Raw genomic sequence first — 26662 nt, forward strand, 5'->3', positions numbered from 1 at the left:
GGCCGGCGGATGAGCGAGCACTACGAGCAGATGGGCGAGTTCCACGACCTCTTCATGGACGACGCCTGGGAAAGGCTGCGACCCACGCTGACGGAGGCCTTCGCACAGCTCGACGCCGACGCGACGGTGCTCGACCTGGGCGCGGGATCCGGGGTGGGCACGCGGGTGCTGGCCGCGTGCACCCCGGCGCGGATCATCGCCGTGGAGCCGTCCCGCACGATGCGCGCGGTGCTCACCGCGCGCGTCGTCGACGACCCGGATCTCTCCGCGCGGGTCAGCATCGTCGCGGATCCGCTCCCTCAGGCGCTGGCTGACTGCCCCTCCCCCGTCGCCGGCTTCGTCTGCGCCCACGTCCTCGGGCACCTCGGCGCGGCCGACCGGCGGTCGACCTTCGGCCGCATCGCCGGCCTCCTCCGGCCGTCCGCGACCGGGGTCGTCACGACCGCCCCGGTAGCCGGCAACCCTGCGGCCGCCGTCGTGGAGGAGGCACGGCGCATCGGTGACCTGACCTACGTCGCCCGGCACCTGCCGCCGCACGCCGGCCTCGCCGTGAGCGAGTACGAGGTGCACCGGGACGGACGCCTGATCCGCCGGGAGCGGTTCACCTCGACGTGGTCACCACCGACGGACGACCAGCTCCGCACCGAGCTGGCCGCGGCCGGCCTCGCCCTGGAGCTGGCCGGCCCGGGACAGGGACTCGTGCGGCCCGCTGCCGGTCGCGCCAGGTGAGCGAACCGGAGGTCCTGGTCGTCGGTGCCGGACCGCACGGTCTCACCGCCGCCTGCTACCTGCTCGCGGCCGATCCTGCCCTCGCCGGTCGGATCGTCGTCGCCGACCCGCAGCCGTGGCTGTCCACCTGGACGGCTCGCTTCACCGCGCTGGAACTGGGCAGCCTGCGCTCGGCGTGCGTCCACCACCCGCACCCAGAGCCGTACGCGCTGCTGCGGTGGGCGGAGGCGGCCGGTCGCTCCGCACAGTTCCGCGGACCCGTCGCGGCCCCCGGAGCCGGCCTGTTCGCCGACTTCTGCCGGTCGCTCGTCGCCGCGTCCGAGCTCGACACCGCCCACGTCCGGCAGGCCGTGGCCGCGCTGCACCCGAGGAGTGACGGGCGGGTGGACGTGCACCTGACGGATGACCGGCTGCGGGTGCGCGCCGTCGTGCTCGCCACCGGCGGTTCCCGCCCGCACGCACCGGTGGCCGGCGCCCTGCACAGCGACGCCCTCGACCTGTCGACCGTCCGCGCCGGGGACGACGTGGTGGTCGTGGGCGGCGGGCTCACCGCCGCCCACCTGGCCCTGCGCGCCGCAGCCCGCGGCGCAGCGGCCGTACTGCTGGTGCGCGCACCGCTGCGGACTCGGCTGATGGACGTAGAGGCCGGCTGGCTCGGCGCCGACCTGCCGGACTTCTTCCGGCTGGCCCACGAGGATCGCGCGCGGGTCGTCCGGCATGCCCGGCCGGGGACGGTTCCCGCTCCGGTGTGCGAGGCCCTGCGCGACCATTCGCGGGTGCGGGTGCAGGTCGGCCGGGTCGCCGGCATCGGGCCTGACCGCCTCCGCCTGACCGACGGCGGGGAACTCGCCGCCGACCACGTGTGGCTCGGAACGGGGTACGCCCAGGACGTCCGCGCCGACCCGGTGACAGCCCGCCTGCTGGACGAGGTGCCGGTGGACGTCGTCGCGGGCCTGCCGGTGCTCGGGCCCGACCTGTCCTGGGGCGGGACCTCAGTCCATCTCAGCGGCGGGCGAGCCGCCCTCGAGATCGGCCCCGCCGCACGCGGTCTGGCGGGCGCTCGCATGGCCGCCGAGCGCTACACCGAGGCCATCACGGGCATCCCACCCCGCCGCCGGCAGTACCCGGTGCCCAGCGCCGCGTCGGACTGCTGACGCCTCGGCGCCGCGACCCGGCAGGGTGCCCGGCCCCGACGGACCTACGGCCGGCGCCCCAGCGCGACCAGGGTCGTCGCATCCACCGGGGCGCCGTCCGCGAGCCGTTCCAGGTACCCCGCCCGCACGGCGCCGACCTGCTCGTCGTCCAGGCCGGTCAGCATCCCGCGGAAGCCCGACCCCAGCACGAGCAGCCACAACACGTGCGGATCCATGGGCAGCACGAGGGGCACCGTGGTGACGTCGACGTCGGCCAGCCCCCGGTCGGCCAGCCAGCTGCCCAGCGCCACCCGATCACCGAGCTCCTGCACCCGGGTGGACGCGCGCGGCGTCTCCATCGGCTGCCCCCGCACGGCACCGACGGCGCCGACGAGCGCCTCCCCCGCCGGCACCAGCGCGCCGCGCTCCCAGATCGTGACGGCGACCCGACCACCGGGTCGGGCCCGGCGGACCAGCCACTCCGTGCCGGCGTCCATGTCGGGGAAGAAGAACGCCCCCAGCACGCACTGCACGACGTCGTACCCGTCGGGCTGCCAGGACGTGACGTCGGCCGCGTGCGTCCGCAGCTGCGGGAGCCCGGCCGCCGACCTCGCGGCCATCGCCACCATGGACTCCGACAGGTCCACCGCATCCACCAGTCCGCGAGCACCGACCGCCCGCGCGGCGGGCTCCGCCGATGCGCCGGTCCCGCAGCACGCGTCGAGGACCCGCTCGCCCTCGGTCGGCCGGGTGACCGCCACCGTGCCGGCGCCGACCGGCCCCCAGAGGTGCTCGGCCAGCCGCCCGAAGTCCTCGGCGGCCTCGTCCCAGGCGCCGAGAACCCCGGCGACCGTGGACCGGTCAGCTCCCTCGCTCATCGCACTCCTCGTGTCTCCCAGCCGGGCAGGCCGAGCCCGTCAGACCATCGGACGACGCCGGAACCACAGGGTCCCTCCGGCGACCAGCGCCGTCAGGCCACCGGCGGTGAGAGCGACCAGGGGCCACGGGCGCTCGGCGGCTGCCGCTGCGGTGGCCTCCTCCCGAGCACGCGCGCGCACCGACCGGGCGGTGTCCCGGTCGGACGAGACGGCGGCCAGCTCCTCGACGACCGGCAGCTGGGCGATCTCGCCCAGGGCGGCCAGATCGAGGGCCGCGCCGGCGCTCGCGTTCCGCAACCCGCCCCGCTGACCGGCGTCGAGAACGCACTCCCGGCCGTCCGCCGTCCGGCCGACGTAGTCGGTCACGGTGGCGCTCCCCCCTGCGGCCGCCGGGTTGCCCGGTCCGACCGAGAAGGTCAGGACGGCGGAGGCCGACACCCGTGAGCCCGAGTTCAGCGTCGCCGACTGGGTGATCGGCACGCGGTACACGCCCGGGGCGGTGAACGCCCAGTTGGCGTGCTGATGGGTGTTCATCGGCACGGTGAGCGACTTCGGCCCGCCTCCGCTGCTGAAGATCCGCTGCCCGACGCCGCCGAAGGAATCGGTGGAGAAGACCTCGACGCGGCCGGGCCCGGACACGCTCCCCAGGGAGAAGGTCACCCCGCCGCGGACCGCGGCCATGAGCGTCGGGTGCTGGGTGTTCCAGCCGAGCCACGGGACGCCCGCCTGCTGGGTCTGCGAGGCCAACCAGACGGGGGTGCCGGCGGCGCCGAGGAAGGTGTACGAGGCTCCGGCCGGAACTCCGACACGGGTCGCGTCGGACATGTGGAACACCACGCCGGCCGGATCGCGCCAGGTCGTCCCGGACCGGTCGTCCTTCACCAGCCCGACCAGTGCTCCGTTCGCCACCTGTGCCCCGAGGTCGAAGTGCCCGGACGAGGCGACGACGGCCGCCGAACGGCGGGTGACCGGGACCGGGGTGCAGGCAGGCGTGGTGCTGACCGGGGGGACGGCCGCCGGCGGGGTGCCTCCGACGGAGCCCACGGGGACCGGCGGGAGGCCCGGGTCCAGCGGAGCGACCGGGGGCGGTGTCGCGCCGCTCGCCGGGGCGCCGGCGATCTGCTCCGGTGTGCGCCCGCACATCTGCTCGGTCACCTTCGCCGGGTCGACCGCGCCGACGGCGACGAGCAACGTCGCCGTCTGCGAACCGGGGCCGCCCACGGCGCTGAACCGGGAGTCCAGGCAGTAGACGCCCTCCGCGCTGAACGCCCAGTTGCCGTGCGCGTGCTCGCGGAACTCGATCGAGGTCGGGCTCCCGGGCACGGAGCCGAGGAGGACGACGGGATCGGCCGCGAGGCGGGACTGGAAGATGCTCACCTCACCCGGTCCACGGGTGCCCAGAAGCTCCCACCGCACGGCCGTGGCCGTCGTTCCGGCTCCGAAGCCGACGTTCCAGCCCGGCCACAGGAGCTCCGCGACCTGCGTCTGCGGCAGCACCCACGCAGTGGTCGTCCCCGCTCCGAACACCTTCTCCAGAACGGGATTGGTGACCTTCGCACCAGGCGCGGCGACGAGCGTGGCGGCACCGGCGGCGTGGTCGACGGGCGGGCTCGAGGTGTCGTCACGGACGACGAGCCGCAGCCCGGAGGCGGTCAGCTCGGACCGGATGTCCACGTGGCCCCGGTCGAGGACGTGCCGCCCGCTGGCCGGCAGCGATCCCCAGCCCGGCGCCGGCTGCTGCGGCTGTCCGGTGCCCGGATCCGTCGGGGCCGGGCCGGGTGGCGGGTCCGTCGGCGTCGGACCCGGTGGCGGGTCGGTGGGTGTCGGATCGGTCGGCGTGCCACCGCCGTCGGAGGGCAGTGCGCCCACGACCACCACGTAGGTGTCCATGGCCTGCAACGAGGCGCCGTCGGCACGCACGGCCTCGGCGGTGACGTCCAGCTCGTAGGTGCCGGGGGCGGAGAAGGTCCAGTTGGCGTGCGCGTGGTTGCCGGGTCCAGCGCGGAAGGCCGTGCTCCTCGGGCCGTCGATGGGATCGAAGATGATGTGCGCCTCGCCGGTGGGCCCGCTGTCGAAGACGTGCACCTCACCGGGGCCGCGGGCGGCGGTCAGCGAGAGCGTCGTCGTGTCGCCCTGCAGTGCGCCGAGGGGAATGGTCTCGGTGTCCCAGCCCGCCCACACCACGGCGGGGTCCTGGATCTCGGGGATCATCCAGACGGTGTCGCCGGGTTCTCCGAGGAACTCGTAGCCGGGGACGTCGGGAACGGCGATCTGCCCGGCGTCGGTCACCTGGAGCGCGACGTCGGCAGGGTCGTGGACGACGTCGTCACCGGTGACGTCCTCCCGGAGCCGCAGCGCCAGGTCGCCGCCCTCGAGGGTGACGTGGAAAGCGTCCACGTGTCCCTGGTCGAGCACCAGTCGGCCGTTCCAGGTCTCGGCGGCCTGCGCCGCCCCGACCCCCGTCAGGGCGGCGACCCCGCCCGCGAGGAGGAGCGTGCTCAGGCCGGCGGCGACCGACCTGGTGCGACGGCGGGCGGCGAGAGTCCGGCCGAGACGGTGGACCGGAACGGTGCCCTCGGTCGTGCGACGGGGCACCTGTACAGAGCTCATGTCGGTAATGATTATCATTCGTGACGTGCCGTTGACCAGCCTGCCTGCGCATTCGTCCCGGAAGAGGGCGGCGCGGACGGCGGCGTGCCTGTTAGCGGCGGGCCTGGTGGCCGGCTGCGCCACCCCCGGGCTGAGCGCGCACGACGATCGGGTGCAGGTGGTCACGACGACCGGGATCCTGGCCGATCTGGCCGCGCACGTCGGCGGCGACCGCATCCGCGTGACGTCGCTGGTCCCGGACGGCGCAGACCCGCACTCCTACGAGCCCAGTCTCCGGAGGATCCGCGACGTCGCCTACGCGGACGTGGCCTTCAGCAACTACATGATGCTGGAGCAGCACGCCATCGTGAAGGCACTGGACGCCAACCTCCGGCCGGGGGTCCCGAACGTGTCCCTGGCCGAGGGAGCCGTGGCGTACGCGGCCGAGATCATCTCGCTGGTCGAGAACGTCTCCCTGGACACCATCTGGCTCGGGCTCCGGGTGGCCGGCTCCGGTGAGCAGCACGCCGCGACCCGGGCCTCGGACGTCCTGCTCAGCGCGACCGGCATGGAGGGCCCGGGAGACCTGGTCGGCTACCTGACCGGCTCGTTCGGTGAGCCCGAGGTCTTCCTCGACTCCTCCGACGGGTTCGACGCCGCGAGCGGCTACCGGGACGACACCGCGGTGCTCCCGCCCGACGCCCACAGCCACATGAGCTGGGCCTTCACCGAACCGGGGGTGTACCGCCTCACCCTCAGCGCCCGGCTCGCCCCCGATCCGACGAGCCGGCCGGTCGACGTGGGCGAGGCGACGTACACCTTCGCCGTCGGCATCGACCCGCACGGCGTCCGCGGCATGGCGGATGCCACCGTGCTGGACGGTGGCCACGCCGACCTCAGCGTGGATCTCGACCGCAGTGCCCTGACGGTGCATGCCGACCCGGGGAGCGGATCCCACGGCACGCACGCGCACGACCTCGACCCGGCCGAGACCGTCATCGCCGTGCCGAACAAGGCGCTGCAGGAAGTACCGGCCGGGCCGGGATTCCGGTTCCTGGGCAGGCCCGGCACGCAGCTGTACCAGCTCCCGCAGGCCGTCCTGGGCAAGCACGTGCACGGGGAGATCGATCCGCACCTGTGGCACGACGTCCGCAACGCCATGGCCTACGTCGAGCTGATCCGCGACACCTTGACCGAGGTCGACCCCGCGGGGGCCCGGACCTACCGGGACAACGCCGAGGCCTACCTCACGGAGCTCGACGGGCTCGACCACGAGATGACCGAGATCCTCGCCGACATCCCGCTCGGGTCCCGCCACCTGATCACCACGCACGACGCCTTCGCCTACCTGGCCCGGGCCTACGGCCTGGAGATCGCCGGGTTCGTCACACCCAACCCCGCGACCGAGCCCAGCCTGGCCGACCGGCGGCGGCTCGCCCAGACCATCCGCAACCTCGACGTCCCCGCCGTCTTCCTGGAGCCCAACCTGGCGGCCCGCTCGTCGACCCTGACGGAGATCGCCGGAGAGCTCGGCGTCGAGGTGTGCGCCCTCTACGGCGACACCTTCGACGACGACGTCCGGGACTACGTCGAGCTGATGCGCTTCAACGCCCGGTCCCTGCACGACTGCCTCACGCTCACGTCACCCTCCGCGGAAGAAGGCCAATGACCACGCTCCGGGGCCGCCGACGGCGGCCGCTACTCGTCCTCGGCCTGCTGGGCCTGCTCGCCGGCCCGGCCGGCGTCCTCCCGGCCGCCGGCGCGACCGACGAGGACCCTGCCCTCGAGCAACAGCTCAGCGGGGACGAGCGGGTCGTCGAGGAGGCCGCCGAACTCGGGCTCGGCCACGTCGACATGGGACCGCTGTTCCTCGACGGCTCGTGGACGTTCATGGTCCACGACGACTCCTCGGCCGCGGAGTCGGTGTGGCGCCACACGGAGCAGACCGTGTTCCGGGTGGACGACGCGGCGCTCCGGACGGTTCCGGACGACCCGGCCTACGACTTCCTGCACGCCGAACCCGGTCAGCCGGTGCACGTCCTCCCGCAGACCCAGGACCCTGACGTGGTCTGGCTGGGCTGGAACACCCAGGACCCCGAGGTGATGGAGCGGATCGACCGGGGTGTGACGATGCGCCTCGACGGCGTCGAGGGGCCGGGCAGCATGGTGGTCTACCTGCAGTCGGGGAACCTCGGTGCGCCGGAGCCGCTCTGGGACAGCGAGAACCCCGATCCGCAGGACCTCTGGGTCGACGTCAACACCCACACCCACGCCAACTGGGTCTTCACCGAGCCGGGCGTCTACCTCGCCCAGGTCACCCTGACGGCCGACCTGGTCGACGGCGACCGGGTGAGCGACACCCGCACGCTCCGCTTCGCCGTCGGCACCGGGACCAGCGCCGAGGAGGCGCTGGCTGCCTCGCCCCTGCCCGTACCGGGTCCGGGCAGCGACGCCGGGGAGCCGGCGCCCGCCGCTGACGAGGCCGGCAGCGGCGGGGTGGACCTGACCGGCACCCTGCTCCTGGGGACCGCGGTCGCGGCGGCAGCGCTCGTGATCCTGTTCGCCGTCACCACGCTCCTCGGCCGCCGGTCGAAGAAGCGGGCGCTCGCCGACCGCACCCAGGGAGCCGGTGCGTGACCGTCCTGCAGGTCGAGGACGTCTCGGTCGCCCTCGGGGGGCGCACCGTCCTGCGCGACGTGGACCTGTCGGTGGAGGCCGGGGAGTTCGTCGGTCTCATCGGCCCGAACGGGGCCGGGAAGACGACCCTGCTGCGGACCGTCCTCGCCCTCGTCCGGCCCAGCGCCGGCAGCGTCCTGGTTCAGGGACGCCGGGCACGGCCGGGGGCCCCCGGCGTCGGGTACGTCCCGCAGCGGCACGAGTTCGCCTGGGACTTCCCCATCTCCATCGAGCAGACCGTGATGACCGGGCTCGTGGGCCGGCAGGGCCTCTTCCGCCGCCCGTCCGCCTCCGACTGGCGGCTCGTGGCCGACGCGCTCGACCGGGTCGGCATGGCCCACCTGCGCACCCGACCGGTGGGCGAGCTCTCCGGCGGTCAGCGCCAGCGCGTCCTCGTGGCCCGGGCCCTGGCTCTGCATCCCTCGGTGCTGCTGCTCGACGAGCCCTTCACCGGCCTCGACATGCCCACCCAGGAGCTGCTGAGCGACCTCTTCACCCGGTTGGCCGGCGAGGGCACCGCCGTGCTGATGACGACGCACGACCTGCTGGAGGCCCTGGCCCGCTGCGGGCGTCTGGTGCTGCTCAACCGCACCGTCGTCGCCGATGCCCCGCCTGACCGGCTGCGCGACCCCGAGCTGTGGGTGCGGACGTTCGGGCTGTCCGAGCGGTCGCCCCTGCTCGCGTTCCTGACGGCGGCGTGACGTGTCGATCCTGGAGTTCCTCACCGACCTGTTCAACCCCGACCTGCGCTTCCTGCCCAAGGCGCTGCTGATCTCGGTCATGTCCGCCGTGGTGTGCGGCGTGGTCGGGTGCTTCGTCGTCCTGCGCGGGATGGCCTTCATCGGCGACGCCGTCGCCCACGCGGTCTTCCCGGGCCTCGCGGTCGCCTTCGTGCTGCAGGGCAGCCTGGTGCTCGGCGGTGCGGTCGCCGGAATCATCACCGCGGTGCTCGTCGCCGTGTTCTCGCAGAACCGCCGACTGAAGGAGGACTCCGTGATGGGCGTCTTCCTCGTGGGCAGCTTCGCGCTGGGCGTCGTGATCATCTCGCGGGCGCCCGGCTATGCCGGCTCGCTGCAGCAGTTCCTCTTCGGGTCCATCACCGGCATCCCGGACAGCGACGTCGTCGTCGTGGCCGTCGCGGCGGTCGTCGTGCTGGGGCTGGCGTTCGCCCTGCACAAGGAGTTCGTCGTGGTCACCCTCGACCGCGAGATGGCCCGGGCCATGGGCCTGTCGGTGTTCTGGCTCGACATCGTGCTCTACGTGATGGTCACCCTCGCCGTGGTCATCTCCATCCAGACGATCGGGAACATCCTCGTCCTGGCCCTGCTGATCACCCCGGCCGCCACGGCACGGCTGCTCACCGACCGGCTGGGCGTGATGATGACCCTCGGCCCGCTCATCGGCGGGTTGTCGGCCCTGGTGGGGCTCTACCTGTCCTGGACCTACGACTACCCCACCGGCGGGACGATCGTGCTGGTCAGCACCGCGGTGTTCCTCCTCGCCTGGACGCTGGCGCCCCGCCACGGATTGGTCGCCACGTGGCGCTCGGCGCGCCGGCAGCCGGACGACGCCGGTCTCGACGACGGCGTGACCGTGGTGGGCGGGGACCGGCGATCGCCGGCGTTGGACGCCGGCCGATGACCCCGGCCGGGCGCGACCCGGCCAGGTCGGTGCTGCTGACGGCCGGAGGCATCGGCCTCGCCGTCGCCGTGGGAGCGGGCGTCGTCCTGCTCACCGAGGGCGGACCGCAGAGCAGGAGCCGCCCGGCCGTCGAGGCACCCCAGGTGGTGCTGCCGGACGCGGAGGCCGCCGCCGGCGCTCCGGCAGACGCCTCTCCCGGCGTCCCGGCCGCGGCCTGGGTGCGGGAGGCGGCGTCCCGCACCGGCGTGCCCGACCGGGCGATGCAGGCCTACGCGACCGCCGCCCTGGCCCTGGCCGACGAGGAGCCGGGCTGCGGACTGGGCTGGAACACCCTGGCCGCGATCGGCCAGGTCGAGTCCGTGCACGGAACCATCGCCGGCGGCGCCCTGGGAGCTGACGGCGTCGCCAAGCCCGCCATCGTCGGCATCCCCCTGGACGGCGACGGCGTCGCCAGCATCCCCGACACGGACGGCGGCCGGCTGGACGGCGACCGGACATGGGACCGGGCGGTGGGACCCATGCAGTTCATCCCCTCGACCTGGGAGCGGTGGGCAGCCGACGGCGACGGCGACGGCGCGGCCGACCCCCAGGACGTCGACGACGCCGCCCTGGCCGCGGCGCGATACCTCTGCAGCGGCGGAGGATCGCTGGCGACAGCGGAGGGCTGGACGGCCGCCGTCACCAGCTACAACAACTCGCTGGAGTACGCCGCGCAGGTCGCCGGGATCGCGAGCCGGCACGCGTCCGATCTGGGCTGACGCGCGCACAGCGCCCGTGCCGGATCTCTGCCCTGCCACTCGAGGGCCGTGACGTGCGAACCGACCCGATGGCACGGCGCTCGTCGCTCGCCACCCCGTCCACCACACATGGCAGTGGGGTGACGGCACGCTGTGCGCGTGCCGCCACCCCACTGGGTCGTACGGTCCTGCGTTACCGGACGACGGCCCTCCGGCGTCGGCCGAGGCCCAGAGCCAGGACCCCCATGCCGAGCAGGAACACCCCGACCGCACCGGCCTGTGCCGCGTGCGTGCCGGTGAACGCGAGGCCACCCGGCTTCGACACGTCACCGCTCCCCGCCGGCGGCGGAGTGGTGTCCGCGACCGGAGGGGTGGGCGGCGGCGGGGTGGTGCCGCCCGGGCCGGGCGGCGTGCTGCCGTCAGCAGCCGTGACGGTCACCGCCGTCCAACCCACCAGCGTGCCGTCGGCGCCGAAGGCCGCCAGCCGGTGGTGCCCGGCCTCCACGTCCGTCGGAACCGGAACGGTGACGTTGCCGTTCTCGTCGGCCTGGGCCCAGTCGCCGCCCACCAGCGTCGGCGAGCTGAACAACCAGACGGCGACCCACGCGCCCGCGTGCTGGGCGCCGAGTGCGATGGTCACCGGCTCGCCCGGCCGGAGGGTCGTACTCGGCAGCTGGATGCCGCCCGCAGGACTCCCGGCGAGTTCGTCACCGGTCCGCGGTGCCGGCTCGGCCGACGGCTTCGCCGGGTCCGTCGGGTCCGTCGGGTCCGTGGGATCGGTCGGATCCGTCGGGTCCGTGGGATCGGTCGGGTCCGTCGGATCCGTCGGGTCCGTGGGATCGGTCGGGTCCGTGGGATCGGTCGGATCCGTCGGGTCCGTGGGATCGGTCGGGTCCGTTCCTTCGACGCTCAGGGTGACCGGCTGCGACTGGATGTGGGTCCTGCCGTCGTCGAACACGAGGTGCGCGGTGACCGTCGCACCGTCGAGCCGGCTGGTCGCCGGCATCGACAGCTGAGCGGTCGTCTGCCCCGCCATCAGCTCGGGAGTTGCTGTGCCGGCCGGATGGACGTACCAGGCCCACCGGTCGAGCACGGAGTCCGGCGCGACCGACGCGGTCAGCTCGACGGTTCCCCCGGCCTGGTACTGCTCGGCCGCCCCGCTGACGGTGACCTGCTCGCGGGGAGCGGCGCCGTGGTCGTCGACGTGGATCGTCGACTGCTCACTGGTGGCGAGGACATCCCCCGCGGCGGAGAGGAGTTCGGCGTAGACGAGCGCGCCGTCCAGCGCCTGCTGCGCCCGCACGTCGTGGGCAGGTCCGGTAGCGCCGGGGATCTGCACGAACGCCGCCTGGTCGGGCCGCTTCCACCACCAGCGGTAGGTGTCGCTGTCAGCCGCCGCCGGATCGGCATTGGCGCGCAGCTGGACGGTGTTGCCCTGGTGGTAGTGACCGGACAGCGAGTCCAGCAGCAGCAACTGCTCGCCCGCCGGGGTGTCGGTCACCCGTACCTGGATGGTGGCCGTGCCGATGTGGTGACCGGTCCGGGTGTCCGTCGCCTCCGCATAGATGTACTGCCCGTCCATACCGGCGGTGACCGGCACGCCGAGGTCCGGCGTGGTGGCACCTTCGAACGGGACCACGTCGTAGTTCTCGTCCACCTGGTACCAGCGCCAAGAGACGCCGTCACGGGCCGGGTACAGGTCGGCGGAGACCTCGAGGTTCTCGCCGACGCGGTAGACGGACCGGAGGCCGCCGATCTGCAGCTCGCGCTCGGTGACCGTCGCGGTCAGCGCCGGGGACTGGCCGAGGACCGTCACCCCGTCCGCGTCGATGACCTGGAGCGCCGCCTCGCTGTAGGCGAACATCGAGGTGGCGAGGGTGTAGGGGTTGCTCCCGATCGGCTGGTCGCTCCACTCCTGGAGCGGGTACCACTCGACGGCGCCCGGCAGACCACGCGTGACCCAGCGCAGGGTCTGGCCGCTCTGCAGCGCCGGGTGGGTCACGGCGATCTCGACCGGGTCGCCGCCCCAGTAGCTGTCCTGGAGGCCGGTGACGCTCACCGGCACGCCGGTCCCGACGTTGCTGCCGGTGACCCGGATCGGGTACCAGCCGCTCTGCTGCAGCGTCTTCCAGTTCTCGTCGATGACCACGACGGCCAGCTCGTGGCCGTCCCAGGAGGCCGTGGCATCGCGGGTGAGGCGGTCTCCGCGCACGATGTCGTCGTTGGTCTGCACGTAGTACTCGGTGGGGAACTCGGGCGTCCGGACGAGCCAGGCGAGTTGCTGTCCCTCGGCGAGGGTGACGCCGACGGCGCGGGCGCTGATGGTCTCTCCGGCGGCGTAGCTCTCCCGCAGGCCGGAGATGCCGAAGACGTCGCTCCCGGCCTCCTCGGTGACGGTGACCGTCACCGGCGCGGAGGCGGAGGCGGTGAAATCGTTCGCCACCGCGGGGATGAAGCGCGCGGTGATGCTGCGGTTGCCCAACCCCAGTGAGTCCACCTCCAGGCTGGCCTGGCCGGCGCGCACCCCCTCGTGGCCCAGGCTGGTGTCTCCGTCGAGGAACTCCACCCAGCCGACGGCACCGGCCGGCTCGACGGCGGCGTCGAGCGTGACCGGCTCGCCCGCAACGATGTCGGTGCTGCTCACCGACAGGTCCGTCGTGGTGGCCGTCGCCGGGGCGAGCTCACCGACGACGAAGGTGTAGTCCGCGGTGGACGAGACCGGAGCTCCGGTGGAGGCCAGTGTCGCGTCGGCCCGGACGGAGAGCGTGTACGTCCCGGGCTGGGTGAAGGCCCAGTTGTAGTGGGCGTGCGCGTATCCGAGGGTGAAGGACTTCCGGTCCTCGTCGGAGGACCACGCGCGCAGCGGCTGGCCGAAGGACCCGGTCTGGAACAGCTCCAGGTCCCCCGGACCGCTCATGCCGGTCAGCGTGAACGTCGTCCGGTCCCCCGTGACCGCACCCCGGGGCACGCTCTCGGTGGAGAACCCGGGCCAGACCTCGCCCTGCTTCTGGCTCTGCGGGGCCATCCAGATGGTCGACCCGCCGGGCGCGATGAACTCGTACCCCGCGGGCAGGGTCATCCTGTGGCCGTCACGGACGTGGAAGAGCACCTCGTCGGCGGCGAAGCGCTTGCCCAGCGCTCCGTCTACATCGGCCTTCGTCCCCAGGGTGAATTCGGTGCCGTCGAGGAAGGTCGAGATGGCGTCGGTGTGCTCCGTCGCCAGTACTCGTTTCTCGGCGCTGGGCGGCGGTGGCCCATCGGCGGCGGATGCGGCGCCCGGCAGGACCAGGGTGATGGCGAGAGCCGCCAGCCCGGTCAGTGCCGTCGCCGCGCGGGAGCGCGTGCGCATGGTCGGCCCTTCAACGGTCCCACTCACCGTCGCGGCGAGTGAGAGTGAGAATCATTCGCATGCAAGCTATGTGACGGACCTGTCCGGAAGCAAGCGGCCGTCGAGCTGACCTGGCCGTTTCGCCGGATCAGACGTTCCCGACCGGCTGATCGGGTTGCCGCGCAGAGCCGAGCCATCCCGTGCAGCCACAAGGCGCGGCCGCCACGAAAGGCCGCCAGTCGCCGACTGAACCCGTTCGCGACCGACAGCTCGGCGCACCGGCTCCACCGAGGCGCGGAGAGGTGGACAGGTCCTCCGCGGGAAGATCCCTCCGGGTCTTCCTCCGTCGATCGCGCCTCCCGCCGTACCGGGGGGAATCATGGGCGACCATGCAGGACGATTATCGTTGTCACGGAAGGGGCAGCGCCCGGGCACGCGCGTAACGTTCCAGCGACGGCGCAGCGTCCGATTCTCGGCGGCGGCCCTTCGTCGAACCCTCCCAGCAGAGGAGAGCCATGTCCGACCACCTTTCGTCGTCGACGACCCGCCGGACCGCCGGTGCCGGCCGGCTGCTGCGCAAGGCCGCCACGACGGTGGCGACCGGTGTCGTCGGGGTGCTGGTGGTCCGCGTCGCCGAGCGCGGCGATCCGGGCAGCCTTCCTCGCAAGGCAGCGGTCCGCGCGACCCGGTGGGGCATCGTCGGGTCCCGCCGCGCCGAGGCCGCGATGGAGAAGGCCCGGCTGAGCGCGGGCGACATCCGGGCACAGGCCTACGCCGACCTGGGCGAGCAGGTGCCTCCCCCGGCCGACCGTTCCGGCGGCCACGACCACGCCCACTGATGCCGCTGGGCATCGTCGCGGATGCCGGCGGGCGGTTGCGCCTGTCGGCGCCCGCTCTCGCCGGCTCGGCGTCCCGGGCCGTGCACGTCGAGAACGCCCTCGACGAGATCCCGGGTGTTCTGGCTGCGCACGCCTATCCGGTCACCGGGTCGGTCGTCGTCTGGGTGACCGCGGAGGCCGACCGGGCGCAGATCCTCACGGCCGTCGCCTCCGCCGACGTCCTCCCGGCCGACGCGCTCGCCGAGCGTGCGCCGCGCTCGGCGGACGTCACCACCACCGACCTCGTGCGGATCGGTGTGGGCGGGGCGGCTCTGGTGCTCCTGGGCGTCCGCCGGTACGGCCTGCGGCGCCCCCCGGTCCTGTCGCGCGGCGGCCGCTTCGCGGCGACGGTCGTCACGATCTTCACCGGCTACCCGTTCGCGAAGGGCGCCGTCGGCACCCTCGCCGGCCGCCGCACGGCGGGCACCGACGCACTCGTCACCGCTGCCACCGTGGCGAGCCTGCTGCTGCGCGAGAACGTCGTCGCGCTGACCGTCCTCTGGCTGCTCAACATCGGCGAGTGGCTGCAGGACCTGACCCTGCGCCGCACCCGTGCCGCCATCTCCGCCCTGCTCGCCGGTACCCAGACGACGGCCTGGGTGCTCCGTCCGGGCGATCCCGGCGTCGAGCAGCAGGTCGACCTCGCTCGCCTGCGTGTCGGTGACCTCGTCGTCATCCACGACCAGGCCACGCTCCCGGTCGACGGCGAGATCGTCGACGGCGAGAGCGTGATCGACCAGGCCGCCATCACCGGGGAGCCTCTGCCCGTGTCGGTGCGACCGGGCTCCCTCGTGCACGCCGGCTCGGTCAACCTGCGGGGCCGGATCGTCGTCCGGGCGACGGCCACTGGGTCCGACACCGCGATCGGCCGGATCATCGCCCGCGTCGAACGGGCCCAGGACGACCGCGCCCCGGTCCAGACCGTCGGCGAGACCTTCTCCGGCCGGTTCGTCCCGCTCTCCTTCGCGCTCGCCACCGCCACCTGGCTGGTCACCGGCGACGTCCGCCGCGCGATGACCATGCTCCTGGTGGCCTGCCCGTGCGCGGTGGGGCTCTCCACTCCGACGGCAGTGAGCGCGGCGATCGGCAACGGGGCCTCCCGTGGCGTGCTGATCAAGGGCGGCGCACACCTGGAGGCAGCCGGCCGCGTCGACACCGTGGTCTTCGACAAGACCGGAACGCTGACCGTCGGCCGTCCCGTCGTCACCAACGTTGTCTCCTTCTCCCCCGACTGGACCCCCGAGAAGGTGCTCGGCTACGCCGCGAGCTCCGAGGTGCACAGCCGGCATCCGCTCGCCCAGGCGGTCATCCGCTCCACCGAGGAGCGGCACGTCTACATCCCGCCGCACGAGGAGTGCGAGGTGCTGCTCGGTCTCGGGATGCGCACCCAGGCCGACGGGCGGGTGCTGCTGCTCGGCAGCGAGGCGTTGATGGCCGACCAGGGGGTGCCGGTCGGCCAGGAGGCCCTGACGTGGCTCGCCGAGTTGCGCGCCGCTACCGAGACCCCGCTCCTGCTGGCGGTGGACGGCGAGCTGATCGGGTTGGTGAGCCTGCGCGACGAGGTGCGCCCCGAGGCGCTGGAGGTCCTGCGCGCGCTGCGGGCCACGGGTGTCGAGCGCATCGTCATGCTCACCGGAGACCACGAGACGACGGCGGCCGCCGTGGCCCACTCCCTCGGCATCACCGAATGGCGCGCGGAGACGCTGCCCGAGGACAAGCAGGACGTGGTGACCGCGCTGAAGGCACAGGGGCACACGGTCGCCGTCGTGGGGGACGGCACGAACGACGCCCCCGCCCTGGCCAGCGCGGACATCGGGATCGCCATGGGCGTCTCGGGGACCGACGTGGCGGTCGAGACCGCCGACGTCGCGCTGGTCGGTGACGACCTGCGGCACCTGCTCGACCTCCGCGACCTCGGCCGCCGCACGCTGCAGATCGTCCGGCAGAACTACGGCATGTCCATCGCCGTCAACGGGGCCGGGCTCCTCGTCGGGGCCGCCGGTGCGCTCTCCCCCGTGCTGGCGGCCGTGCTGCACAATGCGTCGTCCGTGGCCGTCGCCGTCAACTCCGCCCGTCTCATCGGGTACCAGGGCACCGTCCCGCCGGACGGCAGCGACCGCCCGGCGGCCGACCGCGATCGAGGCGGTCAGCTCTCGTAGGGGTTGACCGGCGCCGGGATCGGAGTCACCGAACGGGCCTCGATCACCGGCTCGGGGTACCCGTCGGACGGATGGGCCGCCGGCGGGGACCAGGTCCCGACCACCTCGACCCACTCCCCCGGCGCGACGCCCTGGCGGTTCCCGTCGACCACGACGGAGACCGGGACCGCGTCGGCGGCGCAGCAGTTGATGCGGATGCGTGACAGGTACCAGCCGTCGTCCCCGCGCGGCACGACGAATCCCTGCAGCCGCACGGTGCTGGTCGTCAGCGGCCCCGGGTCGTCGGCGAGCGCCCACTGGCCGTACTCCAGCATCGACATGCTGCGCACCAGCTGCAGTTCCTCCGCCGGAACCGCCTCGGGCACCTGATCGGGTGTCGCCGCTGCGAGCGGCTGCGACTGGCGTTCGACCGTGAACACGCCGAGCGCCGGTGGGGCGACCATCAGGAGCACCGCGACGGGCAGCACGAGCAGCCAGGAGACCCAGGGGACGTGACCGTGCTGGTGGTCGTGGTCGTGATCCCGTGCCTGCGACGCGTGCCGGCCGACCGGTGAGACCCGGGGGCGATCGAGGACGAAGCCCACGGTGCCGCTGAGCAGGAGCGCGGCACCCGCCAGCACGAGCAGCGGCCGGAAGCCCGGCTGGACGTAGGCGAGGTAGGCGTCGGTGAGCGAGACGTGCAGGACCGTGCCGCCGAGCAGAACCAGCAACAGGTGGGTGACCAGCCGTTCCATGTCACCGCCCACCGAGCAGGATCCAGGCCGCCAGCAGGGCGCAGCCGACGGCGACCACGAAGGTGACCGGGGCGAACCGCAGTGCGAAGCGGGGGCCGAACGTGCCCGACTGCAGTGCGATCAGCTTCAGGTCGACCACCGGGCCGACGACGAGGAAGACGAGCCTGGACGTGAGGCTGAACGACGTCAGGCTGGCCGCGACGAACGCGTCCGCCTCCGAGCAGATGGACAGGACCACGGCGAGGGCGGCGAGGACGAGGACGGCCAGCACGGGGTCGCCCGCGACCGCGTCCAGCCAGGCCCGCGGCACGAGGACGTTCAGCGTCGCGGCCGCCACCCCGCCCAGCACCAGGAACCCCCCGGCGTGCACGAAGTCGTGCTGCGCGACGTCGAGGAACTGCCGCCCACGACTCCGGCCGCCGCTGTCGGCGGCCCGCTGTGGCAGCCGGAGCCAGTCCCCGCGGCCGAACGCGGCCCACACCCAGCCCACGACCACGGCGACCAGCAGCGAGGCAGCGAAACGGGCCACCGCCATCAGCGGCTCATCGGGGAAGGCGACCACCGTGGCGATCACCACCACGGGGTTGATCGCCGGTGCCGAGAGCAGGAACGCCAGCGCTGCCGCCGGCGCGACACCCCGGCGCACTAGCCCACCTGCGACCGGGACCGAGGCGCACTCGCATCCGGGCAGCACCGCCCCGGCGGCACCGGCGACCGGCACGGCCAGCACGGCCGAACGCGGCAGTGCCCGCTCGAAGAAGGAGGCCGGCACCAGGCTGACCGCAGCGGAGACCAGCACGCCGAGGACGAGGAACGGCAGCGCCTGCAGGCAGATCGCCGCGAACACCGTCCCCCAGGCCTGCACGCCCGGCGCCGAGAACCAGTCCGGCTGCACGAAGTACGCAGCGATGCAGAGCGCCAGCAGAACCATGAGGACGTCCCCGGACCGCACACCGGTCCGCGCGGTCCGCCCGCCGTCCGGGCGGACCAGGGGTCGCTCGGCCGTCACCTCGGGTGGCGCGACTGGGCGCATGGGGCCTCGATCGGTATGAGAACGGTTCTCCGTCGGCGCCGAGCCTCTCACGGGCCCGGTCGTCCCGGGCCCAGGCCGGGGGGTCAGCGGTCGCGGAGTGCCCGGAGGGCGGACTTCCGGGCGTCGCCGGTCAACCGGTCGAGGAAGACCCTGCCGTCGAGGTGGTCGACCTCGTGCTGCAGGCAGCGGGCCATGAGGCCTTCACCCTCGAGCCGCAGCGGCTTCCCGTCGACGTCGAACCCCTCGGCGACGCAGCGCATGGCGCGGACCGTGGGGGCCCAGATGCCCGGGACCGACAGGCAGCCCTCGTCGCCGTCCTGGATCTCCTCGGACCGCTCGACGATGACCGGGTTGACCATGTGCCCGATGACGCCGTCGATGTTGTAGGAGAACGCGCGCACGTTGACGCCGATCTGCGGCGCGGCCACTCCGGCGCGGCCCGGGTGGTCGACGGTGTCGACCAGGTCCCGCACGAGGGCCGCCAGCCAGCCGTCGAACGCCGTCACCTCGTCGGACGGGGTGCGCAGCACCGGGTCGCCGAGCTCGCGGATGGGGCGGATCGTCACGGCGAGCATTCTCTCAGCCCTGGGCGGGCGGTCCGATCGGCCCTCCCGGCAGAGTCGGCGCCCACCCCCGCAGCACCGATTCCCGGCAGCGCGCGAGGTCGTCGCCGGCCGCCACGCAGACGGCCACCGCGAGCTCGGGACCGTGCGACAGGGACGCCTCCGGCGGGAGCACGTCGGTGAGGACCAGCATGGTCAACCCGTGGCCGGCCGCCCAGAACCTCGTCGCCACCGCGGCGGGGTCGGCGTCGGCGGAGAAGCGGCCGGCCTGCCGCGCGCGCTCGGCCGCCTCGACGAGCCGCGAGAACGACGCGTCCGCAGCGGCCGGGTCCTCGAGGTCCGCGGCCGCGTCGAACATCGCGCGGTACAGGAAGGGGCTGGCGTGCGCGGCGGCGACGTAGGCGGCACCGAGCGCAGCCAGGTCGTGCACGGCGTCGTCCGTGCGGGGCACCTCCGCGAGCCGTCCCGCCAGCCGGGTGAAGCCCTCCTGGCGGACGGCCCGCCACAGCCCGGGCATGCCACCGAAGTGCGTGTAGACGGCGGTGGTCGAGGTGCCGGCCCGGTCGGCGAGCGACCGGGCGGTCACCGCCACCCGGCCGGCCAGCATCTCGGCCGCCGCCTCGACGAGGGCGGTGCGGACGGCGGGAGCGGCGACGCGGGGCATGTTGCACATCGTACCGTAACAGTGTTACATAACAAGCATCCACTACTCGTAGGAGGAACACCATGACCGTCGAGCTGCTCAATCCCCCCGGGATCCCCGCCCCCGAGTTCTACCGCCAGATGGCCGTGACCAGCGGATCCCGGACGGTGTACCTCGCCGGGCAGGTCGCGCGCACGGCCGACGGCACCCCGGTCGGAACGGGGGATCTCGCGGCCCAGGTGGAGCAGGCCTACGTCAACGTGGCCACGGCGCTGGCCGCTGTCGGCGGCTCGTTCGATCACGTCGCCAAGCTGACCGTGTACGTCGTGGACTGGACCCCGGACAAGCTGGCCGACCTCGGCGCCGGGGTGCGGCGGGCCGCCGAACGACTCGGTGTGGACCCGACCAAGCCGGTGACCCTGATCAGCGTTGCCGGCCTCGGCGAGCCGGACCTGCTGGTCGAGGTCGACGCCGTCGCCGTGCTGCCGTAGCCCGGGTCAGCGCCCGACCAGCACCATCTCGTCGCGGTGCACGACCTCGCGCCGGTACTCCGGCGCGAGGTCGCCCGTCTTGCGACCCAGGAGTGCGGGCATCTCCCGGGCGTCGTAGGCGACCAGCCCGCGGGCGACCACCACACCGTCCGGGCCGACCAGCTCCACCGGGTCGTCGGCCAGGAACTCGCCGGTGACCCCGGTGACGCCGGCGGCGAGCAGCGAGGCGTGCCGCTCCCGCACAGCCCGCACGGCCCCCTCGTCCAGCAGGACCCGACCGCGCGGCCGGCTGGCGTAGCGCAACCAGAACTGCCGGGCGCCGGGACGCCGGCCCATCGGGCCGAACAGCGTGCCGACCTGCTCCCCCGCCAGTGCCGCGGCCGCCTGCGCCGTCGAGGTGACGACGACGGGGACGCCGGCCTGCGCGGCGATGAAGGCGGCCTCCACCTTGGTCGCCATGCCGCCGGTGCCGACGCCGTTGCGCTTCGCGGTGCCCAGGGTGACCGCGGCGAGGTCGGCGGGCGAGGTGACCGTGTCCACCAGCTGGGCCGGCCCGATCCGCGGGTCGCCGTCGTACACGCCGTCCACGTCGGACAGCAGGACCAGCGCGTCGGCCTGGGCGACGTGGGCCACCAGCGCCGCGAGCCGGTCGTTGTCGCCGAACCGGATCTCCTCGGTGGCCACGGTGTCGTTCTCGTTGACGATCGGCAGCGCCCCGAGCGCCAGCAGCCGCTCCATCGTCTGGTGGGCGTTGCGGTAGTGGCTGCGGCGGGTCAGGTCGTCGGCGGTCAGCAGCACCTGTCCGACGGTGATGTCGTGCCGGGCGAACGCGTCGGCGTAGGTCTGCACGAGGCGCAGCTGCCCGACGCTGGCCGCGGCCTGCGCCGTCGCGAGGTCACGGGGCCTGCCGTCGAGCCGCAGCGGCGCCAGGCCCGCGGCGATCGCGCCGGAGGACACCAGGACGACCTCCCGCCCCGCGGCACGCACGGCCCCGAGGACGTCGACGAGCGCGGTCAGCCGCGCCGGGTCGAGCCCACCGGGCAGGGTGGTCAGCGAGGAGGAGCCGACCTTGACGACGACCCGGCGGGCGCCGGCGATCTGCGGGCGCGCGGTCACTCGACGTCGTCCGGCAGATCGGCGTCGGTCCAGGTGTCCTCACTGAGCTCGTAGGGCGTGCGGCGGGCCTTCTTCGCGGCCAGGCGCTCCTCGGCGCGGACGCGGTGCGGTGCGTCGACGCGGGAGTCGGTGCCGCGACCGCCCAGACCGGCGGACTCCTCGACGGTGAGCGTCCCGGCCGGGAGCGTGGGCACCCAGTCGAACGTGACACCGCCGATGGTGACGGCGTCGCCCTCGACGGCGCCGGCCTTGGCCAGCTGCTCCTCGACGCCGAGCCGGTTGAGCCGGTCGGCGAGGAAGCCCACGGCCTCGTCGTTGGTGAAGTCGGTCTGCCGGACCCAGCGCTCCGGCCGCACGCCGCGCACGACGAAGCCGTCGGTGTACTCGGTGTCCCGCTCGACGGTGAAGCCCGAGTCGTCCACGGCCTTCGGCGTGATGGTGACCCGCGCCGGCTCCATGGTGGGCAGGCTGGCGCGGTGCTGCTCGACGTGGGCGGCGAGGGCGAAGCCGAACTCGCGGAGCCCCTCGCCGGTGGCCGCGCTGACCGGGTAGACGTCCAGGCCGCGCTTCTCCAGCGATGCGCGGACCAGGTCGACCAGCTCGCGGGCGTCGGGGACGTCGATCTTGTTGAGGACGGCGATCTGCAAGCGGCCCACGAGGTCCAGCTCGTCGCCGCCGTACTCCGTCAGCTCGTGCTCGAGCGCCTCGATGTCGGTCTCGGGGTCGCGCCCGGGTTCCATCGTCGCCATGTCGACGACGTGCACCAGGACGGCGCAGCGCTCGACGTGGCGGAGGAACTGGACGCCGAGGCCCTTGCCGGTGGAGGCGCCGGGGATCAGGCCGGGGACGTCGGCCATGGTGTAGACGGTGTCGCCGGAGCGGATCACGCCGAGGTTGGGCACCAGCGTGGTGAAGGGGTAGTCGGCGATCTTCGGGCGGGCCGACGACATGGCGGCGATCAGCGACGACTTGCCGGCGGACGGGAACCCGACCAGGCCGACGTCGGCGATGCTCTTCAGCTCGATGACGGCGTCGAAGGCCTCCCCCTCCTCGCCCAGGAGCGCGAAGCCGGGCGCCTTCCGGCGGGCGTTGGCGAGAGCGGCGTTGCCGAGTCCACCCTTGCCGCCCTTCGCGAGCACGACGCGGGTGCCGGCGCCGACGAGGTCGGCGATGACCCGGCCATCGGGGGTGCTGACCACCGTGCCGGCCGGCACCTTGAGGACGCGGTCCTCGCCCTTGCCGCCGTGGCGGTTGCTGCCCTCGCCGGGCCGGCCGTTGCCGGCCTTCTGGTGCGGGCGGTGGTGGAAGTCCAGCAGCGTGTGCACGCTCGGGTCCACCTCGAGGACGATGTCCCCGCCGTCGCCGCCGTTGCCCCCGTCGGGGCCGCCGAGTGGCTTGAACTTCTCCCGATGGACCGAGGAGACGCCGTGCCCGCCGTTGCCGGCGGCCACGTGCACGACTACTCGATCGACGAAAGCGGCCATTCCCGCCGCCTCCTACCTGCTAGGTCCTGCTGGTGGAACGACAGCGAGCGCACGGGCCGGTCGGCCCGTGCGCTCGTTGACGTGTCTGAAGTGCTCAGGCCTCGACGGCGGCGATGGAGACGGTCTTGCGTCCCCGCCGCGTGCCGAAGAGCACCGCGCCCGGGGCGAGCGCGAACAGCGTGTCGTCGCTGCCGCGGCCGACGCCCAGGCCCGGGTGGAAGTGGGTGCCGCGCTGGCGGACGATGATCTCGCCGGCCTTGACGACCTGGCCGCCGAAGCGCTTCACGCCGAGGCGCTGAGCGTTCGAGTCGCGACCGTTGCGGGACGACGAGGCGCCCTTCTTGTGTGCCATGTCGGCGTCAGCCCTTCGAGATGTCGCGGACCACGACGCTGGTCAGGGGCTGACGGTGCCCCTGCCGCTTGTGGTAGCCGGTCTTGTTCTTGAACTTGTGGATGTGGATCTTCGGGCCCTTGCCGTGCTCGACGATCTCACCGGTCACGGTCACCTTGGCCAGGGCCGCGGCGTCGCTGGTGACGGTGTCGCCGTCGACCAGCAGGATGGCCGGAAGGGCCACCGAGTCACCGGCCGCACCCGCCAGACGGTTGATCGTGAACGTGTCGCCCACGGCCACCTTGTGCTGGCTGCCACCGGCCTTCACCACTGCGTACACCACTGACTCCTCGTATCGCTCTTTGCTAGCTCTGTGTTCCGGCGCGCAGACCGGAGCGATCACCGGGTGCTGGACGGGCTGCGATGCCTCACCCGGCGGCGCCCGGAGGCGCCCGCGCGGTGGCGGTGCAACCCGACCAGCGTACCCGAGGCGCCGCCGCCGGGTCGAACGCGGTCCCGACCGTCCCCGACTAGGAGACGGGCGGGCCCGCCGGCCGGCTGGCCGCCCGGCGGCGTCGCGGGCGCGTCACCGGCTCGGACGCCGCGACGGGCGCTTCCTGGACGGGCGCGTCCTCGACGGTCGGGGTCTCCGCGGGCTGTCCGGCCACGGCCGGCTCCGCGACGCCGAGCTCCTCGGCCACCGGAGCCGGTTCTGCGTCCGCGACGGGCTCCGCCTCGGAGACAGCCCCGGCGACATCCTGCGGCTCCGCGGTGGTCGCCTCCTCGGTGACCGGCTCCTCGTGCAACTGCGCGACCTCGGCCTCGTCGGTGCCGGGCTCGGCAGCGTCGTCGTCGGAGGTGCCGGCCAGGACGGCGGCGTCCTCGGCGGCGCGCTCCTCCCCCGACTGGCCCCGGTTGCGCCGACCGCGGTTCCGGCGCCCGCCGCTGCGACCGCCCTCGGAAGCGTCCGTCTCGGCAGCCTCCGACGCCGGCTCCTCGGTCGTCTCGGTGACCTCGGCGGTGGCCTCCTTCGCGGTGTCACGCCCGCCGGAACGGTCGCGACGGCCGTTGCCGCCACCCCCGTTGCCGCCGGCGTTCCCGCCGCCGCCGTTGCCGCCGGCGTTCCCGCCGCCGCCGGCGTTCCCGCCGCTGCGGCGCTTCTCGTCCACCGGGTCGGTGCTGACCAGGATGCCCCGGCCGCGGCAGTGGTCGCACGGCTCGGAGAACACCTCGAGCAGGCCCTGCCCGACGCGCTTGCGGGTCATCTGGACCAGGCCCAGCGAGGTCACCTCGGCGACCTGGTGCTTGGTGCGGTCGCGGCCCAGGCACTCGGTGAGCCGCCGCAGCACGAGGTCGCGGTTGCTCTCGAGGACCATGTCGATGAAGTCGATGACGATGATGCCGCCGATGTCGCGCAGCCGGAGCTGGCGGACGATCTCCTCCGCCGCCTCCATGTTGTTGCGCGTGACGGTCTGCTCGAGGTTGCCGCCGGAGCCGACGAACTTGCCGGTGTTGACGTCGACGACGGTCATGGCCTCGGTGCGGTCGATCACCAGCGAGCCGCCCGAGGGCAGCCACACCTTGCGGTCGAGGGCCTTGGCGAGCTGCTCGTCGATGCGCAGGTCGTGGAAGACGTCGCCCTGGCCGGTGTACCGGGACAGCCGTCCGGTGAGCTCCGGGGAGACGTGCGCGACGTAGGCCTCCACGGTGTCCCAGGCGTCGTCGCCCTGGACGACCAGGTCCTTGAAGTCCTCGTTGAAGACGTCGCGGATGACCCGGATCGCCAGGTCGGGCTCGCCGTAGAGCAGCGTCGGCGCGTTCGACGTCGACTCGGCCTTCTTCTGGATGACGTCCCACTGCGCGGTCAGCCGGTTGACGTCGCGGGTGAGCTCCTCCTCGGAGGCGCCCTCCGCGGCGGTCCGGATGATCACGCCGGCGTCCTCGGGCACGATCTTCTTGAGGATGTCCTTGAGGCGCTGGCGCTCGGTGTCCGGCAGCTTGCGGCTGATCCCGGTCATCGAGCCGCCGGGCACGAACACCAGGAAGCGGCCCGGCAGGTTGATCTGCTGGGTCAGCCGCGCGCCCTTGTGGCCGATCGGGTCCTTGGTGACCTGCACGAGGACCTTGTCGCCGGACTTCATCGCGGTCTCGATGGAGCGCTGCTTGCCCGACAGGCCGGCGGCGTCCCAGTTCACCTCACCGGCGTAGAGGACGGCGTTGCGTCCCTTGCCGATGTCGACGAACGCCGCCTCCATGGAGGGCAGCACGTTCTGCACGCGGCCGAGGTAGACGTTCCCCGCGAACGATGTGGCCTGGGCCTGGGTCACGTAGTGCTCGACGAGCACGTCGTCCTCGAGGACGGCGATCTGGGTGCGCTCGCCCCGCTGGCGGATGACCATCTTCCGGTCGACCGCCTCGCGGCGGGCGAGGAACTCGCTCTCGGTCAGGATCGGCGCGCGACGGCGACCGGTGTCCCGGCCGTCCCGGCGGCGCTGGCGCTTGGCCTCGAGCCGGGTGGACCCGGCGACCCCGCGCACGTCGTCGTCGCTGGTGAGCCGGCCGTTGCGGCCGGCGCGCTCCGGGCGGTCGTCGTCGTCGACGTCCTCGGTGGCTGCCTCGCCCCCTCCGCCGCTCCCGCTGCGGCGACGACGACGGCGACGGCGGCGGGTGCTCGACCCGCCCTCGGCCTCGTCGGAGTCGGCCTCACCGGCGTCGTCGGTGGACTCGGCGTCCTCCTCGTCGTCGGACTCCGCGTCGGAGATCTCCTCGACGGCGTCCTCGTCGCCCGCGTCCTCACCGGTGCGGCCGCGGCCGCGGCCACGGCGCCCACGCCGGCGACGCCGGCTGCCGGTGCCGCCCTCGTCGCGGTCCTCGGTGTCCTCGGACTCGGTGTCGTCGGTGTCGGCGTCGGTGTCGTCCTCGACGTCGTCCGTGGTGTCCTCGGGGTCCACCTGCTCCACCGGACGGCGGCGGGAGCGGCTGCGGCGCGGCCGCGTAGGACCGGCCTCGACCCCGGCCTCGTCCTCGTCCGGGGTGACCTCGTCGGCGACCTCGGGCTCGGCGGCCTCGACGGGACGGCGGCTGCGCCGCCGCGGGGGCGGCGGGGCGTCGGCCTCGCTGGGGGCCACGAAGCTGACGAACGCGGGGAGTGCGGGTGCGGGTGCCGGCGCCTCGACGGAATCGGGGTCCGCGGCGATGACCGAGCGGGTCGCGCGCCGACGCGGGCGGGCGACGACGGCGGTCGGCTCGGGCGAGCTGAAGGCGGTCGCGAAGCGCGGGAGCTCGTGCTCGGGCTCCGGCTCGGCGACGGGCTCCTCGGCGACGGGCTCCGGGGCGGGCTCCGGGGCGACGGCCTCGTCCGTCTCCTCCTCCGCGTCCTCCGGGACCGAGGAGTCCTCGGACACGGTGGGGGCCTCGGCGACCTCGCCGTCCGGGCCGGGCCCGGTCGCGGTCTCGTCGGTCGTCTCGGTGCTGGTGCTGTCGGTATCGGCCACGAGGGCTCGTCTCCTCATGTGCTCC

22 protein-coding genes are annotated in these 26662 nt (G+C 73.7%); 10 read left to right on the top strand and 12 right to left on the bottom strand.

What is annotated here, in order from left to right; translation table 11 throughout:
* Nucleotides 1-9 precede the first annotated feature (9 nt).
* Both CRP30_RS16755 and CRP30_RS16760 read left to right on the top strand, forming a co-directional pair.
* Complete coding sequence (locus CRP30_RS16755; protein ID WP_097185148.1) at nt 10-729, top strand: class I SAM-dependent methyltransferase; 720 nt, start codon at nt 10-12, stop codon at nt 727-729.
* On the top strand, nt 726-1883 hold the full coding sequence (locus tag CRP30_RS16760) for an FAD/NAD(P)-binding protein (RefSeq protein WP_159961760.1): 1158 nt from the start codon (nt 726-728) through the stop codon (nt 1881-1883). The genes CRP30_RS16755 and CRP30_RS16760 overlap by 4 nt, the downstream gene beginning before the upstream one ends.
* A gap of 44 nt (nt 1884-1927) precedes the next feature.
* Here CRP30_RS16760 and CRP30_RS16765 read toward each other — a convergent pair whose 3' ends face one another.
* Nucleotides 1928-2740 carry a class I SAM-dependent methyltransferase gene (locus tag CRP30_RS16765; protein WP_097185150.1) on the bottom strand — a complete coding sequence of 271 codons (813 nt, stop codon included), beginning with the start codon at nt 2738-2740 and terminating at the stop codon, nt 1928-1930.
* 39 nt (nt 2741-2779) lie between these two features.
* Entirely contained in the window at nt 2780-5350 is a 2571-nt protein-coding gene (locus tag CRP30_RS16770; RefSeq protein ID WP_159961762.1) for a TIGR03773 family transporter-associated surface protein, read from the bottom strand.
* A gap of 25 nt (nt 5351-5375) precedes the next feature.
* Between CRP30_RS16770 and CRP30_RS16775 the strand changes: the two genes are divergently transcribed.
* From CRP30_RS16775 to CRP30_RS16795, 5 genes are read left to right on the top strand one after another with little or no spacing between them, the layout of a single operon-like run.
* Entirely contained in the window at nt 5376-6998 is a 1623-nt protein-coding gene (locus CRP30_RS16775; RefSeq protein WP_200814817.1) for an anchored repeat ABC transporter, substrate-binding protein, read from the top strand.
* Nucleotides 6995-7966 (top strand): choice-of-anchor M domain-containing protein, encoded by a 972-nt coding sequence (locus CRP30_RS16780; RefSeq protein WP_097185152.1) that lies wholly within the window; start codon nt 6995-6997, stop codon nt 7964-7966. The genes CRP30_RS16775 and CRP30_RS16780 overlap by 4 nt, the downstream gene beginning before the upstream one ends.
* Nucleotides 7963-8706, top strand: a complete 744-nt coding sequence (locus CRP30_RS16785) for an anchored repeat-type ABC transporter ATP-binding subunit (RefSeq protein ID WP_097185153.1) — start codon at nt 7963-7965, stop codon at nt 8704-8706. The genes CRP30_RS16780 and CRP30_RS16785 overlap by 4 nt, the downstream gene beginning before the upstream one ends.
* Before the next feature lies 1 nt (nt 8707).
* Nucleotides 8708-9646: an anchored repeat-type ABC transporter permease subunit gene (locus CRP30_RS16790; RefSeq protein ID WP_097185154.1), complete on the top strand. Its 939-nt coding sequence runs from the start codon at nt 8708-8710 to the stop codon at nt 9644-9646.
* Nucleotides 9643-10404, top strand: a complete 762-nt coding sequence (locus CRP30_RS16795) for a lytic murein transglycosylase (protein ID WP_097185155.1) — start codon at nt 9643-9645, stop codon at nt 10402-10404. The genes CRP30_RS16790 and CRP30_RS16795 overlap by 4 nt, the downstream gene beginning before the upstream one ends.
* A gap of 172 nt (nt 10405-10576) precedes the next feature.
* Here CRP30_RS16795 and CRP30_RS16800 read toward each other — a convergent pair whose 3' ends face one another.
* A complete protein-coding gene (locus CRP30_RS16800) occupies nt 10577-13732 on the bottom strand; it encodes a choice-of-anchor M domain-containing protein (protein WP_097185156.1) in 3156 nt (1051 codons plus the stop codon).
* A 494-nt stretch (nt 13733-14226) separates the two neighbouring features.
* Between CRP30_RS16800 and CRP30_RS16805 the strand changes: the two genes are divergently transcribed.
* Together CRP30_RS16805 and CRP30_RS16810 are read left to right on the top strand one after the other, a co-directional pair.
* A complete protein-coding gene (locus tag CRP30_RS16805; protein WP_097185157.1) occupies nt 14227-14550 on the top strand; it encodes a DUF1490 family protein in 324 nt (107 codons plus the stop codon).
* Nucleotides 14550-16748 (top strand): heavy metal translocating P-type ATPase, encoded by a 2199-nt coding sequence (locus CRP30_RS16810; protein ID WP_097185158.1) that lies wholly within the window; start codon nt 14550-14552, stop codon nt 16746-16748. Before CRP30_RS16805 ends, CRP30_RS16810 begins: the two co-directional genes overlap by 1 nt.
* Here the strand turns inward: CRP30_RS16810 and CRP30_RS16815 are convergent.
* The 4 genes from CRP30_RS16815 to CRP30_RS16830 all read right to left on the bottom strand — a co-directional run bounded on the left by CRP30_RS16815 (nt 16736) and on the right by CRP30_RS16830 (nt 19742).
* Nucleotides 16736-17482, bottom strand: coding sequence for a TIGR03943 family putative permease subunit (locus CRP30_RS16815; protein ID WP_143278486.1), 747 nt, complete (start codon nt 17480-17482; stop codon nt 16736-16738). The two genes, CRP30_RS16810 and CRP30_RS16815, sit on opposite strands and share 13 nt — an antisense overlap.
* 1 nt (nt 17483) lies before the next feature.
* A complete protein-coding gene (locus tag CRP30_RS16820; protein ID WP_097185160.1) occupies nt 17484-18515 on the bottom strand; it encodes a permease in 1032 nt (343 codons plus the stop codon).
* An 83-nt stretch (nt 18516-18598) separates the two neighbouring features.
* Complete coding sequence (gene def / locus CRP30_RS16825; RefSeq protein WP_255407364.1) at nt 18599-19090, bottom strand: peptide deformylase; 492 nt, start codon at nt 19088-19090, stop codon at nt 18599-18601.
* A 4-nt stretch (nt 19091-19094) separates the two neighbouring features.
* On the bottom strand, nt 19095-19742 hold the full coding sequence (locus CRP30_RS16830; protein ID WP_097185365.1) for a TetR/AcrR family transcriptional regulator: 648 nt from the start codon (nt 19740-19742) through the stop codon (nt 19095-19097).
* A gap of 62 nt (nt 19743-19804) precedes the next feature.
* Here CRP30_RS16830 and CRP30_RS16835 point away from each other — a divergent pair, with 62 nt between their 5' ends.
* Nucleotides 19805-20212, top strand: coding sequence for a RidA family protein (locus tag CRP30_RS16835; protein WP_097185161.1), 408 nt, complete (start codon nt 19805-19807; stop codon nt 20210-20212).
* A gap of 6 nt (nt 20213-20218) precedes the next feature.
* Here CRP30_RS16835 and proB read toward each other — a convergent pair whose 3' ends face one another.
* The 5 genes from proB to CRP30_RS16860 all read right to left on the bottom strand — a co-directional run bounded on the left by proB (nt 20219) and on the right by CRP30_RS16860 (nt 26637).
* A complete protein-coding gene (gene proB / locus CRP30_RS16840) occupies nt 20219-21328 on the bottom strand; it encodes a glutamate 5-kinase (protein WP_097185162.1) in 1110 nt (369 codons plus the stop codon).
* On the bottom strand, nt 21325-22812 hold the full coding sequence (gene obgE, locus CRP30_RS16845; protein ID WP_097185163.1) for a GTPase ObgE: 1488 nt from the start codon (nt 22810-22812) through the stop codon (nt 21325-21327). Before obgE ends, proB begins: the two co-directional genes overlap by 4 nt.
* A gap of 94 nt (nt 22813-22906) precedes the next feature.
* Nucleotides 22907-23164 (bottom strand): 50S ribosomal protein L27, encoded by a 258-nt coding sequence (gene rpmA, locus CRP30_RS16850; RefSeq protein WP_097185164.1) that lies wholly within the window; start codon nt 23162-23164, stop codon nt 22907-22909.
* A gap of 7 nt (nt 23165-23171) precedes the next feature.
* Nucleotides 23172-23483, bottom strand: a complete 312-nt coding sequence (rplU, locus tag CRP30_RS16855; RefSeq protein WP_097185165.1) for a 50S ribosomal protein L21 — start codon at nt 23481-23483, stop codon at nt 23172-23174.
* 190 nt (nt 23484-23673) lie between these two features.
* Nucleotides 23674-26637 (bottom strand): Rne/Rng family ribonuclease, encoded by a 2964-nt coding sequence (locus tag CRP30_RS16860; RefSeq protein ID WP_235003493.1) that lies wholly within the window; start codon nt 26635-26637, stop codon nt 23674-23676.
* Between the last annotated feature and the right edge of the window lie 25 nt (nt 26638-26662).

This window comes from Blastococcus haudaquaticus, assembly GCF_900230285.1.
Taxonomy (GTDB): Bacteria; Actinomycetota; Actinomycetes; order Mycobacteriales; family Geodermatophilaceae; genus Blastococcus_B; species Blastococcus_B haudaquaticus.